This window comes from Bifidobacterium saimiriisciurei (assembly GCF_010667655.1).
Lineage (GTDB): Bacteria > Actinomycetota > Actinomycetes > Actinomycetales > Bifidobacteriaceae > Galliscardovia > Galliscardovia saimiriisciurei.
The window spans coordinates 1-17884 of sequence record NZ_WHZU01000002.1; the positions used below are offsets into that span (position 1 = coordinate 1).

The 17884-nt window shown below is 60.1% G+C and carries 13 protein-coding genes and 1 pseudogene; 3 read left to right on the forward strand and 11 right to left on the reverse strand.

The annotated features are described in order from the left end of the window. The first annotated feature begins 86 nt into the window (after positions 1-86). Both GFD18_RS01215 and glgC read left to right on the forward strand, forming a co-directional pair. A complete protein-coding gene (locus tag GFD18_RS01215; RefSeq protein ID WP_163199800.1) occupies positions 87-959 on the forward strand; it encodes a TrmH family RNA methyltransferase in 873 nt (290 codons plus the stop codon). 176 nt (positions 960-1135) lie between these two features. Continuing rightward, positions 1136-2380: a glucose-1-phosphate adenylyltransferase gene (glgC, locus tag GFD18_RS01220; RefSeq protein ID WP_163199799.1), complete on the forward strand. Its 1245-nt coding sequence runs from the start codon at positions 1136-1138 to the stop codon at positions 2378-2380. A gap of 140 nt (positions 2381-2520) precedes the next feature. Here the strand turns inward: glgC and GFD18_RS01225 are convergent, their stop codons facing one another. The 10 genes from GFD18_RS01225 to GFD18_RS01270 all read right to left on the reverse strand — a co-directional run bounded on the left by GFD18_RS01225 (position 2521) and on the right by GFD18_RS01270 (position 14012). Then, on the reverse strand, positions 2521-3096 hold the full coding sequence (locus GFD18_RS01225; RefSeq protein ID WP_163199798.1) for a metal-sulfur cluster assembly factor: 576 nt from the start codon (positions 3094-3096) through the stop codon (positions 2521-2523). Between the two features lie 36 nt (positions 3097-3132). Beyond that, on the reverse strand, positions 3133-3729 hold the full coding sequence (sufU, locus tag GFD18_RS01230; protein ID WP_163199797.1) for a Fe-S cluster assembly sulfur transfer protein SufU: 597 nt from the start codon (positions 3727-3729) through the stop codon (positions 3133-3135). A gap of 98 nt (positions 3730-3827) precedes the next feature. Continuing rightward, on the reverse strand, positions 3828-5102 hold the full coding sequence (locus GFD18_RS01235) for a cysteine desulfurase (protein WP_163199796.1): 1275 nt from the start codon (positions 5100-5102) through the stop codon (positions 3828-3830). Positions 5103-5303: 201 nt separating this feature from the next. Next, a complete protein-coding gene (sufC, locus tag GFD18_RS01240; RefSeq protein WP_163199795.1) occupies positions 5304-6083 on the reverse strand; it encodes a Fe-S cluster assembly ATPase SufC in 780 nt (259 codons plus the stop codon). Between the two features lie 50 nt (positions 6084-6133). After that, complete coding sequence (sufD, locus tag GFD18_RS01245) at positions 6134-7405, reverse strand: Fe-S cluster assembly protein SufD (protein ID WP_163199794.1); 1272 nt, start codon at positions 7403-7405, stop codon at positions 6134-6136. 1 nt (position 7406) lies between these two features. Next, positions 7407-8861: a Fe-S cluster assembly protein SufB gene (gene sufB, locus GFD18_RS01250; protein WP_163199836.1), complete on the reverse strand. Its 1455-nt coding sequence runs from the start codon at positions 8859-8861 to the stop codon at positions 7407-7409. A 332-nt stretch (positions 8862-9193) separates the two neighbouring features. Beyond that, entirely contained in the window at positions 9194-10855 is a 1662-nt protein-coding gene (locus GFD18_RS01255; protein ID WP_163199793.1) for a CTP synthase, read from the reverse strand. Between the two features lie 318 nt (positions 10856-11173). After that, positions 11174-12115: an ABC transporter substrate-binding protein gene (locus GFD18_RS01260; protein ID WP_163199792.1), complete on the reverse strand. Its 942-nt coding sequence runs from the start codon at positions 12113-12115 to the stop codon at positions 11174-11176. 130 nt (positions 12116-12245) lie between these two features. Beyond that, on the reverse strand, positions 12246-13313 hold the full coding sequence (locus GFD18_RS01265; protein WP_163199791.1) for a hypothetical protein: 1068 nt from the start codon (positions 13311-13313) through the stop codon (positions 12246-12248). Between the two features lie 93 nt (positions 13314-13406). After that, complete coding sequence (locus GFD18_RS01270) at positions 13407-14012, reverse strand: master DNA invertase Mpi family serine-type recombinase (RefSeq protein WP_163199790.1); 606 nt, start codon at positions 14010-14012, stop codon at positions 13407-13409. A gap of 41 nt (positions 14013-14053) precedes the next feature. Here GFD18_RS01270 and GFD18_RS01275 point away from each other — a divergent pair. Beyond that, a pseudogene (locus GFD18_RS01275) lies at positions 14054-14437 on the forward strand (hypothetical protein); the annotation flags it as partial. 4 nt (positions 14438-14441) lie between these two features. Here GFD18_RS01275 and GFD18_RS01280 read toward each other — a convergent pair. After that, positions 14442-17855, reverse strand: a complete 3414-nt coding sequence (locus tag GFD18_RS01280; RefSeq protein ID WP_163199788.1) for an Eco57I restriction-modification methylase domain-containing protein — start codon at positions 17853-17855, stop codon at positions 14442-14444. Positions 17856-17884: the final 29 nt, after the last annotated feature.

The window sequence follows — 17884 nt, forward strand, 5'->3', positions numbered from 1 at the left end:
GGAAAATAACACCACAACACGCCTACTCCCGCAAGGACAAACCCCGGTTATAAACACCACAAAAATTCCTATAGGCCGGACATCCCATGCGACTGGAACACATCGAATCCATCGAGGACGAGAGACTCAAATCGTTCACCCATCTCACCGAACCACAGCTGCGCAACAGGCTGGAACCGTCGATGGGCATGTTCATCGCGGAATCCCCCAAGGTCATCGACAGGGCCCTCGCGGCGAATGTGGAACCGGTGTCGTTCCTTGTGGAGGAGCCATGGCTCGATGGAATGTCGGAGGAATTCGCGTTCGTCGACGAGCGCTGGGGCAAGGACGTCCCCGTCTACATCGCCACGCCCGAGGAGCTCAAGAAAATCACCGGATACCGACTGCACCGCGGCGCACTGGCCACGATGCGCCGATGGACGCTCCCCTCGGTCGAAGACATCTGCCGCGACGCCTCACGCGTGGCCGTCATGGAGAACATCGTCGACCCCACCAACATCGGAGAGCTGATGCGGTCCGCCGCCGCACTGGATGTGGACGCCGTGCTCGTCACGCCTTCATGCGGCGACCCGTTGTACCGCCGTGCGGCGAGGGTCTCCATGGGAACCGTGTTCCAGGTGCCGTGGACCCGCATCGGCGGCGACGACCGGCATTACTGGCCGTGGAAGGGCATGGAGGAGCTGCGCGCCTGCGGGCTCACGACCGCCGCCCTGGCGTTGAGCGACGACTCCATCGGTCTTGACGACCTGGTGGAGAGACTGAACAACACGCCCGACACGCCAGGGCACATCGAAAAACTCGCGATGATTTTCGGCACCGAGGGCGACGGCCTGAGCCGTCATACCATAGCGCAGGCGGATTTGACCGTGAAAATCCCGATGAGCAACGGAGTGGACAGCCTGAACGTAGCGGCCTCAAGCGCTGTGACCTTCTGGGCGACCCGACGCCGCCGACCCTGACCGCGGCCTCCGATCCGTCGGCCCGTCCACGTGATGAGATGTCGTGCGGGCTACGGTTCGGCAAACGATTGATAAAAAACCGCGCAACGCCCCTGCCTTGTTTACGAAAACCGGGTTTGTGTGACAATATAGAGGTATTGTTTCACTCACCGACGAGTAGAAGGCAGGGGATACCTATGAAGAGAAGCCCGAAAGTGCTCTCAATCGTTCTGGCCGGCGGCGAAGGCACGCGTCTGATGCCGCTCACCCGCGATAGGGCGAAGCCGGCGGTACCGTTCGGAGGCGTGTTCCGTCTCATCGACTTCCCGTTGAGCAATCTGGTCAATTCCGATTTCCAGCACATCATCGTGCTGACGCAGTACAAGTCGCATTCCCTGGACCGTCACATCTCGCAGGTGTGGCGCTTCTCCTCGCTGCTCGGCAACTACGTCTCCCCCGTCCCGGCACAGCAGCGTCTCGGCAAGCACTGGTATCTCGGTTCGGCCGACGCCATCTACCAGACCATCAACATCATCGAGGACGTCAAGCCCGATATCGTCGTGATCGTCGGCGCCGATCACGTCTATCGCATGGACTTCCAGCAGATGGTGCAGTCGCACATCGATTCCGGAGCCGAGTTCACCGTGGCCGGCATCCGTCAGCCGATCAGCCAGTCCAACCAGTTCGGCGTCATCAACACCGATCCGAACCATCCCGGCGTCATCACGCACTTCGAGGAGAAGCCCGCCACCACGCAGGGTCTTCCCGACGACCCGTCGATGATGCTGGCCTCCATGGGCAACTACGTCGCCAACACCGACGCTCTGTTCGAGGCCCTGCGCAAGGACGAGAAGGCCAAGGACACGAAGCACGACATGGGCGGCGACATCGCACCGTACTTCGCCTCTCGCGGCGAGGCCGGCGTCTACGACTTCACCACCAACGAGATTCCCGGCTCCACCGAGAAGGACCACGCCTACTGGCGTGATGTGGGTACGATCAAGCAGTTCTATGACGCCCACATGGATCTGATCGCCTATGTGCCGGAGTTCAACCTGTACAACACCGAATGGCCGATCTACACCTACTCCGGCTCGCTGCCGCCGGCGAAGTTCGTGCATGCGGGCCGTGACCGTCTGGGACACGCCACCGACTCCATCGTCTCCCCCGGCGTCATCGTCTCCGGCGGCGAGGTGCATCATTCGGTCATCTCGCCGAACGTGCGCATCCATTCGTGGTCGCAGATCGTGGATTCGGTGCTGTTCAACAATGTCGTCATCAACCGTCGTGCGCGCGTGTACAAGGCGATTCTCGACAAGAACGTCGTGCTTACGGAGAATGCGACCGTCGGCATCGACACCGAACGCGATCTCGAGCGCGGCTTCACGGTGACTCCGGAGGGTATCACCGTGGTTCCGAAGGGCACCATCGTCACCGACTGACGCTTCCGCCCGATAAAACCTGAAGGCCTCCACCGCGAACGCGGTGGAGGCCTTTTTTGGCGGGGCGCGGAACGGCCGGTCCATAGGAAAGACCGATAGAAAAACCGAGCGTCCGCATCACGCAGAAGCTCGGTCGAATCCTAGGCGCCGTAAGTGGGCAGGTTGTCGAAGTTGAATCCAAGGGCGGCGAGCTGGGCCTGCCCTTCGGGGGTGATCTTTTCGATGCTCCACGGCGGGGTCCACGTCCAGTCGATGCGGAACTCCTCGACCAGTCCGGCGAGCACGCTGGCCGTTTCGTCCTCGATGAGGTCGGTGAGCGGGCATGCGGGCGTGGTGAGCGTCATCGTGATGATGGCGCGGCCAAGCTCGTCGATCTCGATGCCGTAGACCAGGCCGAGGTCGACGACGTCAATGCCGAGTTCCGGGTCGATGACCTGGTGCAGGGCCTCCTGCACGTCGCGCGCGGTGGCCCGGCCGATGTCGTCGATGGCCTTCAGCGGAATGTCCGGCTCGTCGTTGCCGGAATCCGAGCATCCGCATGCGCCGTGGTCGTTGCCACAGCCGCAGGTGTCGGCCGTCTCGTCGGTCTTGCCGACGGAGCCTGCGAGATTGGGGTTCATCATGACTTTCTTGGCGGCTTCTTCATCGCCCAAGGCACGCTGCACGGACTGATAGACCGAATCCTGCGGCTCGGGCACAAGGTTGTCGTCTGCCAATTACGCCTCCTTATCGATATTGGTTGTGTACGTGTTCTACGATTCCCTGCCGGCGACGACGCCGGACATGTGGGCGAGGGCCTGCGCCATGGAGTCCTTGAGCCCTTCCCATCCCAGTAAAGCACACTTGATGCGCATCGGATAGCGCGAAACGCCTTGGAACACCACGGCGTCGCCGAGCGTCTCCTCAAGCTGCTCGTCGTTCAGACCATTGCCTCGCGATTCCATGAGCTTGTGGAACGTGTGGAACAGCTCCATGGCCTCGTCCACGGTCTTGCCGTCGACGAGGTCGACCATGATGGACAGGCTCGCCTGGGAGATGGAACAACCCTGGCCATCCCAGATCAGCTTCTCGATATGCTGCGGCCTGCCATCGGAGCCGTCGGAGATCTCGACGCGCACGGTGACCTCATCGCCGCAGGTGGGATTGAACTGGTGGGACTGCGCCGGCACACAGTATTCGTGGCTGGCCTGCAGCGTGCTCTCCCCCGCGCTCAGACTGTCGACACCGATGGTGTTTCCCGACTCTCCGGAGTCGAAATGGACCTTGCCGTGAGGATCCTTCGAAGCCTCCAGGATGACTTCCTGGTACATCTGTTCGAGTTCCTCGGAACTCATTCCGTAATCTGCCATGCCCTCTAACCTAGCGATGTGCTATGACGTTGACGGCCCCTCATGCCGTGGGCATATCGGCATGACGGGCCGTCGATGCGACATAGACGATATCGCCTCTACTCGGCGCGGAAGAACGCCCTTACCTTGGACACCGCTTCGATGAGCGCCTTGGCGTCGTCCACGGAGTTGTAGATGCCGCTGGAGGCGCGGTTCGAGGCGAACAGGCCGAAGTGGCGGTGCACCGGCTGGGCGCAATGGTGGCCGACGCGGATGGCGATGCCCTGCGCGTCGATGAACTGGCCGACGTCGTGCGGGTGCACGCCCTTGACGTCGAAGGCCACGGTGCCGATGCGGTCCACGTTCTCACGCGGTCCGAGGATACGGATGCCGTCGATGTCGCCGAGCTTGAGCAGCTCGGCCGCAATGGCCTTCTCGTGGTCCTCGAGGTTCTCCATGCCGATGTTCATCAGCCATTCGGCGGCGACACCCGCGGCGACGACCTGCGCGACCGGCTGGGTGCCGGCCTCGAACCTGGCCGGCGGCTCCATGTACTGGGCGGGCTTGTCCATCCAGGCGAGCTCGACCATGGATCCGCCGAAGTTGGCCGGAGGCAGCGCTTCGAGCAGTTCGCGCTTGCCATAGAGGAAGCCGACGCCGGTGGGACCGTACATCTTGTGGGCGCTCCATGCGGCGAAGTCCACGTCGAGGGCGTGGAAGTCCACCTTGAGATGGGGCACCGACTGGCATGCGTCGAGGATGAAGACGGCTCCGACCTCGTGTGCGCGCCTGATGATCGGGGCGATGTTCGTGATGGCGCCGGTGGTGTTGCCCACATGGGTGATGGCAACGACCTTGGTGCGCTCGGTGATGACCTCGTCGAGATCGTCGGTGCGCACACGACCATCCTCGGTGAGTCCCAGCCACTTGAATGTGGCGCCGGTACGGGCCGCGAGCTCCTGGAACGGCAACAGCACGGAATGGTGTTCCGCCTCGGAGACGACGATCTCATCGCCGGGCTTGACGGCGAAGCGCCTGGCGGCCTCTCCCCCGCGTCCGAGCGATGCATTGCCGATGGCGGTGGCGAGCAGATTAAGTCCCGCGGTGGCGCCGCCGGTGACGACGATCTCCTCCTCGCCTTCGGCCGAGTTGGCTCCGACGAGCGCGGCGACCTTGGCACGGGCCTGTTCGAACGCCTCGGTGCTCAGTGCGGCGAGCTCGTGGGCGCCGCGATGCACACCGGCGTTGATGGTCCGGTAGAACTCGGATTCCGCGTCGATGACGCACTGCGGCTTCTGCGAGGTGGCCGCGGAATCCAGATACACGAGCGGATGTCCGTGAATCTTCTGGTCGAGAATCGGGAACTGCGCCCGAATCGCCTCAAAATCCACCATTATTCCCCCTTATATAAAAATCCTTACGCTTCGGTCTTCACAGCTTTTCACGCTTCAGTAAGACCTGTAGCTGTGACGCGTGAGCTGTCGGGGTTGCCATGTTCGACCGTAAGCTTGGGGAGGCAAAGCCTCCCCGGCCGAACGGCCTTGAGTGTGTCGAACGTGGCAACCCCGACAGCGATCAAGCAGGTACCTTACCCCTTACGCCAGGGCGCTTTCGGAGTCGGCGCCTTCCGGCAGGTACTGGTCGTAGCCGTTCTCCTCCAGCTCGTCGGCCAGTTCGGGGCCGCCGGTCTTGACGAAGTGGCCATCGGCGAACACGTGCACGATGTCGGGCTTGATGTACTTGAGGATGCGCGTGTAGTGCGTGACCATGAGGATGCCGAAGTCGTTGGCTTCCTTGGCACGGTTCACGCCTTCGGAGACGATGCGCAGCGCGTCGACGTCGAGGCCGGAGTCGGTTTCGTCGAGGATGGCGAACTTGGGCTTGAGCAGTTCGAGCTGCAGCACTTCGGCACGCTTCTTCTCGCCGCCGGAGAAGCCCTCGTTCACGGAGCGGGAGGCGAACTTCGGGTCCATGCGAAGACGCTTCATGGCTTCGCCGAGCTCCTTGGCCCAGGTGCGGATGGCGGGGGCCTTGCCGTCGACCTCGGTCTTGGCGGTGCGCAGGAAGTTGGTCATGGAGACGCCGGGGACCTCGACCGGGTACTGCATTGCGAGGAACAGACCGGCCTTGGCGCGCTCGTCCGGGGTCATCTTGAGGATGTCCTCGCCGTCGAGCAGCACCTGGCCGGAGTCGACCTCGTACTTGGGGTGTCCGGCCAGCGTGTAGGCGAGCGTGGACTTGCCGGAGCCGTTGGGGCCCATGATGGCGTGGGTCTCGCCGGAGTTGACGGTGAGGTTGACGCCCTTGAGGATCTGCTTGCGTCCGTCCTTGGTCTCCACCGAGGCGTACAGGTCCTTGATTTCCAATGTTGACATGGTGTTCTCCTAAAAAATCTGTCGTATTTGTCGACGTTGCCGTCTCGTCGTTACTTTTCCTCAAGGACCTCGGCCATGGCCGCGCTTTCGCCGCGGGCGAGTCGACGGTCGATGACGCTCATGAGGTGTTCGGAGATGGACGGGATGCCGATCTCCTCGATCAGTTCGGCGAAGAAGCCGCGGACCACGAGCTTGCGGGCCTCGGTTTCGGGGATGCCGCGGGACTGCAGGTAGAACAGTTCCTCGTCGTCGAAACGGCCGACGGAGCTGGCGTGGCCGGCGCCGATGATGTTGCCGTTCTCGATTTCGAGGTTCGGCTCGGAATCGGCGATGGCGCCCGGGGTGAGCACGAGGTTGCGGTTGAGCTCGTAGGAGTCGGTGCCGGGGGCGGTGGGCTGGATGAGTGCGTTGCCCACCCACGTGGAGTGCGCTCCCTTGCCGTCGAGCGCGCCCTTGTAGACCACGCGCGACTTGCATTCGGGGTGGTTGTGCACCACCATCGTGCGGTTCTCGATGTGCTGGCCAGGGTCGACGAAGTAGATGCCGAGCATGTTGAGCTCGCCCTGTTCGCCGCCGAAGTCCTGGTCCATGCGCAGGCGCACCACGTCGCCGCCGAGCGTGACGACGGAATGGCGCAGGGACGCGCCCTTGCCCACGTGGATGCGGTGGTTGCCCACGTGCTTGGATTCCGGGTCCCATTCCTGCACGAACGTGGTGGAGATGTGGGAGTCGGTGCCGGTGACGATCTCCACGCCTTCGGCGAGACGGGCCTTGCCCTCGTGTTCGACGATCACGTCGCCGTGGGCCTTGTCGCCGGCCTTGATGACGAGATGGAACGCGTCGAGGTCGAGTCCCGCTCCCTTGACCTTCACGAGCACCGGGGACTTCAGTTCGCCGGTGAGCTCCACCACGGTCGCGGTGGTGCCGGACTGCCATTCGACGGCGGCGGCCCGGTCAGTCGGCTTGGAGACCGTGCCGGAAGGCGCCTCGTCAAGTTTGGCCTGGTAGACCTTCACATTGTCGGCCGCGAGGTCAGAGCCGTCGATGGCACCGACTTCGATGGTGGTCTCACCGCTCGGCTTGAACACGTCGAAGAACTCCTCGATGCGCTCGATGGGCGTATAGCGCCAGTCGTCCTGCTTGCGCGTGGGCATGGCGAAGTCGTCGGCGTCGAAGGAGCGTGGCGCCTTGTCGGCGCTGGACGGCATGAGGGCCGGCACGGCGTACGGGTCGTTGAGGTCGGCCACGGGGATGTTGAGCTCGGCCGCGACCTCGGCCGCGGTGTCCTTGCCTGTGGTTTCGATGTTCGTTGCCTCGGTCATATCAGCCAACCGATCCTTCCATCTGCAGTTCAACGAGTCGGTTCAGCTCGAGCGCGTATTCCATCGGCAGCTCGCGGCTGATCGGCTCCACGAATCCTCGTACGATCATGCCCATGGCCTCCTCCTCGGACAGGCCACGGCTCATCAGGTAGAAGAGCTGGTCCTCGGAGACCTTCGAGACGGTGGCCTCGTGGGCCATGGAGACGTCGTCCTCGCGCACGTCCACGTGCGGATAGGTGTCGGAACGGCTGTAGTTGTCGACCAGCAGGGCGTCGCACACGGTGGAGTTGGAGGAGCCCTCAGCGCCCTTGACGATCTTCACCAGACCGCGGTAGGCGGATCGGCCGCCGCCGCGGGAGATGGACTTCGCCACGATGGTGGACGAGGTGTGCGGCGCCAGATGAATCATCTTGGCGCCGGTGTCCTGATACTGGCCCTTGCCGGCGAAGCCGAGCGACATGGTGCTGGCCTTGGCGTACGGTTCGGCGAGGATGCAGGCCGGATACTTCATGGTGGCCTTGGAGCCGATGTTGCCGTCGACCCATTCCATGGTGCCGCCTTCGCGCACATAGGCGCGCTGGGTGACGAGGTTGTACACGTTGTTCGACCAGTTCTGCACGGTGGTGTAGCGCACGCGGGCGTGCTTCTCCACCACGATCTCCACGATGGCGGCGTGCAACGAGTCCTCGGACCAGATGGGGGCGGTGCAGCCTTCCACATAGTGCACGTAGGAGCCTTCGTCGGCGATGATCAGCGTGCGTTCGAACTGACCCATGGCCGGCGTGTTGATGCGGAAGTAGGCCTGCAGCGGAATCTCCACGTGCACGCCCTTCGGCACGTAGACGAAGGAGCCGCCGGACCATGCGGCGGTGTTGAGCGCGCCGAACTTGTTGTCCTCCGGAGAGACCACGGTGCCGAAGTACTTACGCACCAGGTCGGGGTATTCACGGACGGCGGTGTCGGTGTCGACGAAGATGACGCCCTGCTTCTTGAGGTCCTCCTGGATGGAGTTGTAAATGACCTCGGACTCGTACTGAGCGGCGACGCCGGAGACCAGACGGTTCTTCTCGGCCTCGGGGATGCCGAGGCGGTCATACGTGTTGCGGATGTCGTCGGGCAGTTCGTCCCAGGTCTTGGCCTGCTTGTCGATGGGCTTCACATAGTACTTGAAGTCGTCGGCGTTGAAACCGGAGAGGTCCACGCCCCAGTCGGGCATGGGCTTCTCGAGGAATGCCTTGAATCCGCGCAGTCGCATGTCGAGCATCCACTCGGGCTCGTTCTTGTCGGCGGAGATGGCTCGCACGACGTTCTCATCGATGCCTCGCTTCGCGGCCTCGCCGGCGGCGTCGGAGTCATGCCATCCGTAGCTGTATTCGCCGAACTGCGAGATGATCTCGTCGTCCTGTTTGATTTTGTCTTCGTTGACGCGGGAACGGTCGGCCACGTACTGGCTCATTTCCACGTCGGCCGCCGCGGCCCCCTTCGGGGTCTCCTGCGGCGTCTTCTCATCCGTCACCTTGAGCTGCCTCCATTCGTTCGGCCATACGGAGCCGAACTCTTGACGAAAGTGCTGTTATCCGTAGCAAAGCTAACAGAATGCCACGAACAACGCTAGTCGCCATTCCGAATATTATCCATCAATGAACGTGAGAAAGATTACATCGTTCCCGATGCGTTATATATGGTTCCGCACATAGGCGAAAACCCGCCGAGCTTCGCGTTCGGCGTGTTTTCGCACGGCCTTGTCGAGTGCCCGGCGGCTATCCGACATCGACCCGATCAGTCGTCTCAGCGACCGGCCTGATGGTCGAGGGCGGCCTTGACCAGTCCGGCGAACAGCGGGTGCGGCTTGGTGGGACGGCTCTTGAACTCCGGGTGGGCCTGCGTGGCCACATAGAACGGATGCACGTCCTGCGGCAGCTCGACGAACTCGGTGAGCTCACCGTCGGGGCTTTGTCCGGAAATGCGCAGGCCGGCCTCGCGCAGACGGTCCTTGTAGGCCACGTTCACCTCGTAACGGTGGCGATGACGCTCGGTGACATGCGTGGTGCCGTACAGCTGGGCGACGAGCGAGCCCTCCTCGAGCTCGGCCGGGTAGCTGCCCAGTCGCATGGTGTGGCCCATGTCGCCCTTGCCGGCGACGATGTCCTTCTGCTCCTCCATGGTGGCGATGACCGGGTTCTCGCAGTTGGGCTCGAACTCGGAGGAGTTGGCGTCCTCGAGACCGAGGACGTGACGGGCGTATTCGATGACCATGGACTGCAGACCGAGGCACAGACCGAGGGCGGGCAGCTTGTGCTCGCGGGCGTACTTGAGCGCGCCGATCTTGCCGTCGATGCCGCGGATGCCGAATCCGCCGGGGATGACGATGCCATCGACGTCGGCCAGGGCCTTGGCGGCGCCTTCCTCGGTTTCGCACTCGTCGGCGGCGATCCACTTGACGTTGACCTTCGCCCAGTTGGCGAAGCCGCCGGCCTTGATGGCCTCGGTGACGGACAGGTAGGCGTCGGGCAGGTCGATGTACTTGCCGACGATGGCGACGTTGACCTCGTGCTTCGGATGGTGCACGCGGTCGAGCAGGTCGGACCATTCGGCCCAGTTGACATCGTGGAACGGCAGACCGAGCTCGCGGACCACATAGGCGTCGAGACCCTCGTTGAACAGGGTCTTCGGCACGTCGTAGATGCTCGGGGCGTCCACGCAGTTGACCACGCCCTCCTCGTCCACGTCGCACATCAGGGAGATCTTGTCCTTGATGGACTGGTTGAGCGGACGGTCGGAACGCAGCACGAGTGCGTCGGGGGCGATGCCGAGCTGGCGCAGCATCATGACGGAGTGCTGGGTGGGCTTGGTCTTGAGCTCGTGGGCGGCGGCGATGTACGGCACGAGGGAGACGTGCACGAACATGCAGTTGTCGGAGCCGATGTCGCGACGCACCTCGCGGGCGGCCTCGAGGAACGGCTGGGATTCGATGTCGCCGACGGTGCCGCCGATCTCGGTGATGATCACGTCGACGTCATCGGACGCCTGGGCGCGCATGCGGGACTTGATCTCGTTGGTGATGTGCGGGATGACCTGCACGCACTGGCCGAGGTATTCGCCGGCACGCTCCTTGCGCAGCACCTCCTGATACACCTGACCGGTGGTGACGTTGGCCTTCTGGCTGAGGAACACGTCGAGGAAGCGCTCGTAGTGGCCGATGTCGAGGTCCGTCTCGGCACCGTCCTCGGTCACATAGACCTCGCCGTGCTGGAACGGGTTCATCGTGCCCGGATCGACGTTGATGTAGGGATCGAGCTTCTGCTGCAGGACGTGGATGCCACGGCTGCGAAGAAGACGGCCGAGGGACGAAGCCGTGAGTCCCTTGCCGAGCGAGGACACAACTCCGCCGGTGACGAAAATGTGCTTGGTGATGTGCTCTTGCGCGATGCCATGTTTTCTTCTAACCATGGAATTTCACTTTATCATCCGCATATGACCGCGCCGGCGGCGCGTGTTCCACCTCCATCTCTGCCATCCCGAGCGAAGGGCGCAGCCCGAAGTCGAAGAATCTTCTGGGAGTGGTGAGAACGTGAAGATTCTTCGACTCGCTTCGCTCGCTCAGAATGACAGGGGGAACGCACTCGTCCGGAACGACAGGAGGGGCGATCGTTCGCCACAACGGAAAAGTGCAGCTACCCAGCATGGCGAAAGAAAAACGCTCGCTTGGGATGTCGGGAAGGAGCGAGGCATTCCAAACGAGCGCATGACGGACAAACGGCGTGTGGCTTACTCGGTGATGGTTTTGGCCTGCTTGTCGGCGGTGGAGCCGACGCCCCAGTAGTCCATGATCTTCTGGAAGGTGCCGTCGTCCATGAGCTTCTGCAGGGCCTTCTGCATGGCCTCGCGGGTCTTGGCGTCGCCCTTCTTGACGGCGGCGCCGACCTTGACGGTGTCGCGCACGGGTTCGAGCTGTTCGAGTTCGCCGTCGGACTGCTTGATGGCGTAGCCGTTGGCGTCGGTGCCGGTGTAGAACGCCTGCGCCTTGCCGGTCATCACCGACGTGGTCACGTCGGTCTGCTGCTTGAACGAGAGGATGTCGACCGGGGCCTTGCCGGCGGCCTTGCATTGGTCGGATGACTTGTTGACGTCCTCCTCCTGCGTGCTGCCGGTCTGCACGGCGATCTTCATGCCGCACAGGTTGTCGGGGTCGACCTTGTCGGGATTGCCCTTCTTCACCACGAATGCGGTGCCGACGGTCTGGTAGGTCACGAAGTCCACGGACTTCACGCGTTCGGGGCTGGGGATGAACGAGGAGATGCCGACGTCGTACTTGGAGCCGACGGAGGGGATGATGGAGTCGAACACGGCGGTGGTGGGTTCGGTCTTCAGGCCGAAGATGTTGCCCAATGCCTTGGCCATGTCGACCTCGTAGCCGATGGGGGTCTTGCCGTCGGTGCTGATGAATTCGGCCGGCGCGTACGATGTGTCCATGCCGACGACGAACTTGCCGTCCTTGGTCACCGATTCGGGAAGCAGTGCGGCGATGGCGTCGTCCTTCTTGACGCCGCTGACATCATAGCCGTCGGTGGGTTTGCCGCTGAGCGCGTGGTCGCCGCTTCCGCTCGCATTGGCGTCGCCGGCGTCCGATGTGCCACAGGCGGTGAATGACAGGGTCGCGGCGACTATGGCAAGGGCTGCGGCTGTTTTGACGATGAGCTTCGAAGGCATGGCAATGGTCCTTTCGTTCCCTCTCATACGCCCGCCGACGAGCATCGACGGGCGATCACCATGCCCGATGGTAGCGAGTTTGGCTGGCCTTAGTCCCTGCCATCCAAATACTGGTCAAGGCGGGTGAGCGTCAGTCGGTGCCATGACCGGCGTAGATGACGTCGGCAATCGCTGATTCGGCGGCATCCTGTTGATCGGTGGCGAAGTGACAACTCGAGTCAAGGCTGCAGTACGATTTCAGGTTCTTCACCGTCTTCGTCTGTTCCACGAATCGCGCGCACTGCACAGGATTGTCGGGGCCGGACACGGTCTGGCACGTCCATTCGTCATCGCTTTTCGGAAGTGTCCCCGACTCTTTCTTGAATTCAGGCATGGTACCAGTGATGCTCACGTCATAGGTAAGGGCAACGGTGCCGTCACTGTTCTTCTCGTATTTCGTGATGGTTGGCGTGGCTTCGGACACCTGGTATACGCACGCATGGGAGATGCTGTCACCCACGACGAACGAGAGATCCTGACCGTTGAGGTAAAGCTCCTGAAGCTTGTCGCACATGGGCAGGTTGGCGATGTTGTCCACCAGGGACTGCTGGACCTTCGTGTTCGTTTTGATGGCGTCGGTGATCTCGATGTCTTTCACATTGTCGTCATTGATTTCGATTTCCACCGGTTTCATGGGGTCTTGATTGGCCGTGACGGGAAGCTTCCAAGACCCCTTATACCAGTCTCCCTTGGCGGCGACACGGTATACTCCGGGAACCATCAGATAGCCTTTGTCCCCGTTCTTGCCGCCAACGGTCAACGAATCATCATTAAAGAACATGGGCCTGAACAGGTCGGGATTGATTGCGACCCACCCCTTGCCCGAAGGGTTCTTCTCCATGTTCAGATTGGTCGTTTGCTGTTTGCCAGCCACGGTGTAGGAGACCGATACGGTGCGCGTGTCGTCTGCATTCTTCTGCGACTGACCGACCTTGACATCGGCGATGGGTTCCTCCATCTTCCCATTGAACAGCGGCAGATTGCTTTCGTTCACGTCTCCGGTGCTACGGGATACGACCCCGCCCACGTCCCCCGATACGACGGCGTCCATGATTTCACGGGCGGAACTTTGCGCCCCATCCATGATTCCGCATCCGGACAGTGGGGCGATCATAACGCACGCGGCCATAAGACCGATGATTTTCGTAAGGTTCTTCATCCTGCTTCCTTGTCTTCAGCATGTCGGAATCTCCGACACCCTAGGTAACAGGACAAAAACCGTTGTTAATTCACTCATTGACTTAAAACTAGGTCAGCAGTCCTCGCCCATTCTCGAATTGATAAATCGTCCAACCGTTGCACGATGGACACCGTATCTTCTGGCAATATAAGCTTTGGTACGCCCCTCGGAAAGCATGACACGAATCTCATCCTCATGACCAGTCAGCTTGACCTTCGTCGGTCGACTGCCGACCGGACGGCCTAATACGACGCCTTCGGCTCTTTTCCGCGCCAGCGCTTCCCTGGTGCGCTGGCTGATGAGATTGCGTTCAATCTCCGCGGACAAGCCGAACGCAAACGCCAGCACCTTGCTCTGGATGTCGTCGCCCAGCCGGTAGTTATCTTTGATGGTCCAGATACGTACGCCCTTGCTCATACACAAGCTCAGCACGTCCATAATCATGAACAAGCTGCGCCCCAGCCGAGACAGCTCAGAACAGATGATGAGGTCCCCCTCAGAAACGTCTTGGAGCAGTATACCGAGCTTGCGTTTGTCCACAGCTTTAGTCCCGCTGATGGTTTCCGATATCCACTGGTCTATGGAAAACCCCTGCACCTTGGCGAATCGGCGAATCTCGAACCGTTGATTCTCCACGGTCTGCTTGTCACTGCTTACTCTGATGTATCCGTAAATCATACGGATAGTGTCGCAGACTAAGGGGCGATTTCGCGCAACCGAAAATCGTATGGGGCAACTTGTGCCTGCGAGCCCAATATGCAATAGTGAAGGACGATGCAATCATCAGTGCGCCCTCTCCTTTTATTGCGACTGACGATTGGTTTATCCTCGGCGTATTGAACTCTTCAACGGCGGATTGGTATGTGCATCAACTCGGAGTTACCCGCAGCGGTGGGTACATGGAATACAAACCCATCTTCGTAGAGCAGATTCCCATGCCGAAGAATGTCGATGATTCTGTTCGCGAGCGCATAAGTCGGCTCGCCGAGACCGCGCAGAAAAATCGCCTACGCGGACTGTCATCGGAAGACGAGGAACATGAAATCGACGATTTAGTCATAGACTGCTATGGTCTGTCTTCAGAAGAGGCTCGCTTGGTGTAAGGCCTCATCGTGAAGAACGGAAACATTCTATAAATCGAAGCTCGTCAACGGTTAGGCCAAGAAGTTCGCCAATGTATTCATTGATCTCCTTATCAATGCTTGCTGCTACAGGATGTTCGGCATGAATCCGGGAATCAACGAGTTCGTCGAAATCACGTATGTCATTGCCCGACATTCGGGTAATTGGCAATTGCTCGATGGTGTACTTCTTCCATCGGACCGTTCCCATGCCCGTCGTTGTACCCAATGTGGAGAAATAATATTCTGATAATGATGAGTTCAGGAAGCCGAGAATCATCTTCAATTTTTGTCCTGTCATAAGGAATGCAGTTGCTTCCGGGGCGTATTTTCCTGTGCCGTCCAAGGTAAACTTTGCTCGGTCGGATATTTCGCCCCATACGATTTTCGGTTGCGCGAAATCGCCGTAATATGAAATCGCATCTTGGGTTTCAAACCACCGGTTACTTGTGGCCTTTCGCGCTTTAAAAGTCACGCCTTCGAAGGTATGCCTCGCCCCTGTCTGCTCGAGACGGAGCTTGCCAGAACCAATTGGGCTGTGGGTGCGTCCCATCGAAACCCAATCGCCATTGATGAGCCAATCCTTGACTGCCGTGTAGTCGTCAATGTTTTTCTCGAGTGAGGGGAACAATGTCAACACGTACAGGTCGGCGAATTCGTAGGAGTAGCGTTTGATGTCACGACCGCGGAGGACGGGGCGAATGATTTCGGCACTTTTCGGGTCGGAGGCAATCAGTTCGTCACGCTTTTCCTTGGTGATGATGAAGGCGTCGTTCAAGCCGGTCTTCACACCATAATTAATACGTACATCCATCTCTCCGAGCGGAGTACCGGCCTCTTCCATCTTGCCCTTGATGGACCGTTCCACATCAGTAAGGATGACCCAAGGGCCAGAGCCTCTCGTTTCACTTCCCCTATCACTGAAGCTGAACGGTATGGTCGTGGCATTGGCCTTGACATATTCGGCGATGCCGTCAAGAGACGTATCCTCATATCGGACCGCGGACGGTACCGTTTCGGTCCTGCCACACCCAAACAGCATGATGTTAGTGTCCACGGTGGCACTGCTGAATCGTCCGGCACCCAGATCGATCAGGGAAATCACTTCAGTTTTGCCGGCCAGATATTCGCGCAGTTCCTTACCGTATCGGTTGCGCATCCACTTGTTGGAAGTGATGTAGTCGAGCACACCATGCTCGGACAGCAGCTGAGCACCGCGCTCGTAGAACAATTCGTACAGGTCGCCGGTCTTGTTATACGACCGATAGCCCAATGCGGCATACACCGCTTTGTTGGACATCTTCTGCAACTGTACATAGGGAGGATTGCCGATGACCACGTCGAAAGCGTCGACACCGAACATGAGCTCGGGGTCGAAGAACGGGGCATGCCCCGATTCGGAGCTGATGGACGCATGCGGATGGAAGCTGGCAATCTGCACGGCTCGGTCCGTTGACATGTCGTCGCCGCCGATCCGCTGCGTCGTGCGCTCGAACTCCTCCATTAGCCGTCCCTTCGCCTCAGGGTCGGTGGTGGTAAAGTACTGGGCGCGAATCTCCTTGAGCCGATTCAGACCGTCTTTCTCGTCAGTCAGGTCGAAGGCTCCCTGGCCGAGATATCCGCCCGCAAGGTCCACGTCGCCGATGGTACGCCCATGCGACTGCTCAGCGCCGTCAACGACATCCTTGGCAAGGGGGATCAGCGAATCGGCACACACGAACTTGAAGTCGAGGTTGGGCAACGGCTCCACCTGCGCGATGTTCTCACGCTCCACAATCATGGACAGCCATACACGAAGACGCGCTATCTCCACGGCCATAGGCTCGATATCCACACCGAAGATGTTGTTCTGCAGAATATTCAACTTCTGCTGGTAGGTGTCGGAGACCGCGCGCTTCCCCAAAAGACGGGTACGGCAGCGCATCAGCAGCTGCAGCATGCCCATGGGAAACGCCCCGGAACCGCAGGCGGGATCCAATACACGAACATCGTTCAACGCCTTGACCGCCCGGGGAAGCACCATCCCAGTATTCGCATTCCAAAGAGAACCCTTGGCATCGGAGGCCGTCTCCCATTCGTTCTCCGGCGTATCCAGCAGACGATCCACTCCCCCGCGCACGACGTCCTCATGACCAAGCGCACGGTACAGATACTGTCTTAGCGATTCCCGACACATATAGGACACAATCTCGCGCGGAGTATAGAACGCGCCCTTCTCCTTACGTGCGGTCTTGCCGGTATCATCCATCTGCTCGGCAAGCAACGATTCGAAAATACGGCCAAGCATTTCCGGGTCAATGGCCACCTGTTCATAGTCCGACGTGGATTCGTCGGTCGTGAAATCAAACTGATTGAAATGGTCATAAAGGCCATTAAAGAAACCATCCGGGAAGGATAGCCCCTCCCCCGGGAAATCCGTGGCCTGTTCCTCGAACAGACCGCCGTTAAGGAACGGCGTAACAATATCACCGTCTTTGGTCCGCTTATCCTTCGGGGTGTTCAGCGTGCCGAAGAACAAACGCTTCAACTTACGCTCGTAATATTCGCTGGATTCCAACGAGCCTATTTCCAGATAACGTTCACGAGGGTTGAGGAATCCCTTCTGGTCTAGAAACCAGACGAACAAAATACGGCCGATCAGACGACTAGCGAACATCTTGGCCCCACCCTCATCATGGCCGGATGAGACAAGAGCCTGCACCAATTCGTTGAATCGCGTGACTATGCCCGCGTAGAACCGCTTGTTGACTCCGGAGACGTTGAATGCCTCCCACAAGGCGGTATGAATTTTCTCCTTGTCCAGTTCGGAATCTCCATGACTACCGGAACCCGTGTCGGACAGCAGCCCGTACAGACCATTAAGGATGCGTTTCTGCGTATTCGACAGTCGTCCACGCAGCTCCATCGTACGCAAACTATGAGATTGCGACCGGGAAACCGCGATGATAATCGACGCGGAATTGGAGGGCGCGAAGAAATACAATCCCACGGGAGCGAACTCATAGATATTGGACGCCAAGCCGAGACCATCCTCCCAATGATCCGCCAACGTGCCGCAGGCGCTGATGCGAGCTTTGGTGGCAGAGCCCTTGAGCCCTATGAACATAGCGTCGAGCATCTCCCCATCGGCCAGTTCACAGACCATAGGCATCTCAAATCCCGGATGGGTGACGAACCATTCCTCGTGCCGGAAACTATCCCAATCCACTTCCGCGAAATTATTCAACGCCTGTTTGACGTCCGGCTCGGTATTGACCTCTCCTTGGAGAATGGCCATGATCCGCAAGGCCACCGACGCCGCAGCGTACTTTCGTTTGGCGTCGTTTTCAGCGCAGGTGTCGACGCAATCCCGATAATCATCAAGCGCCTGCTGCAGACCGGTGAATGAGATCATGGCCATATCGTTCCTTCCCATGGGCATCATATGGA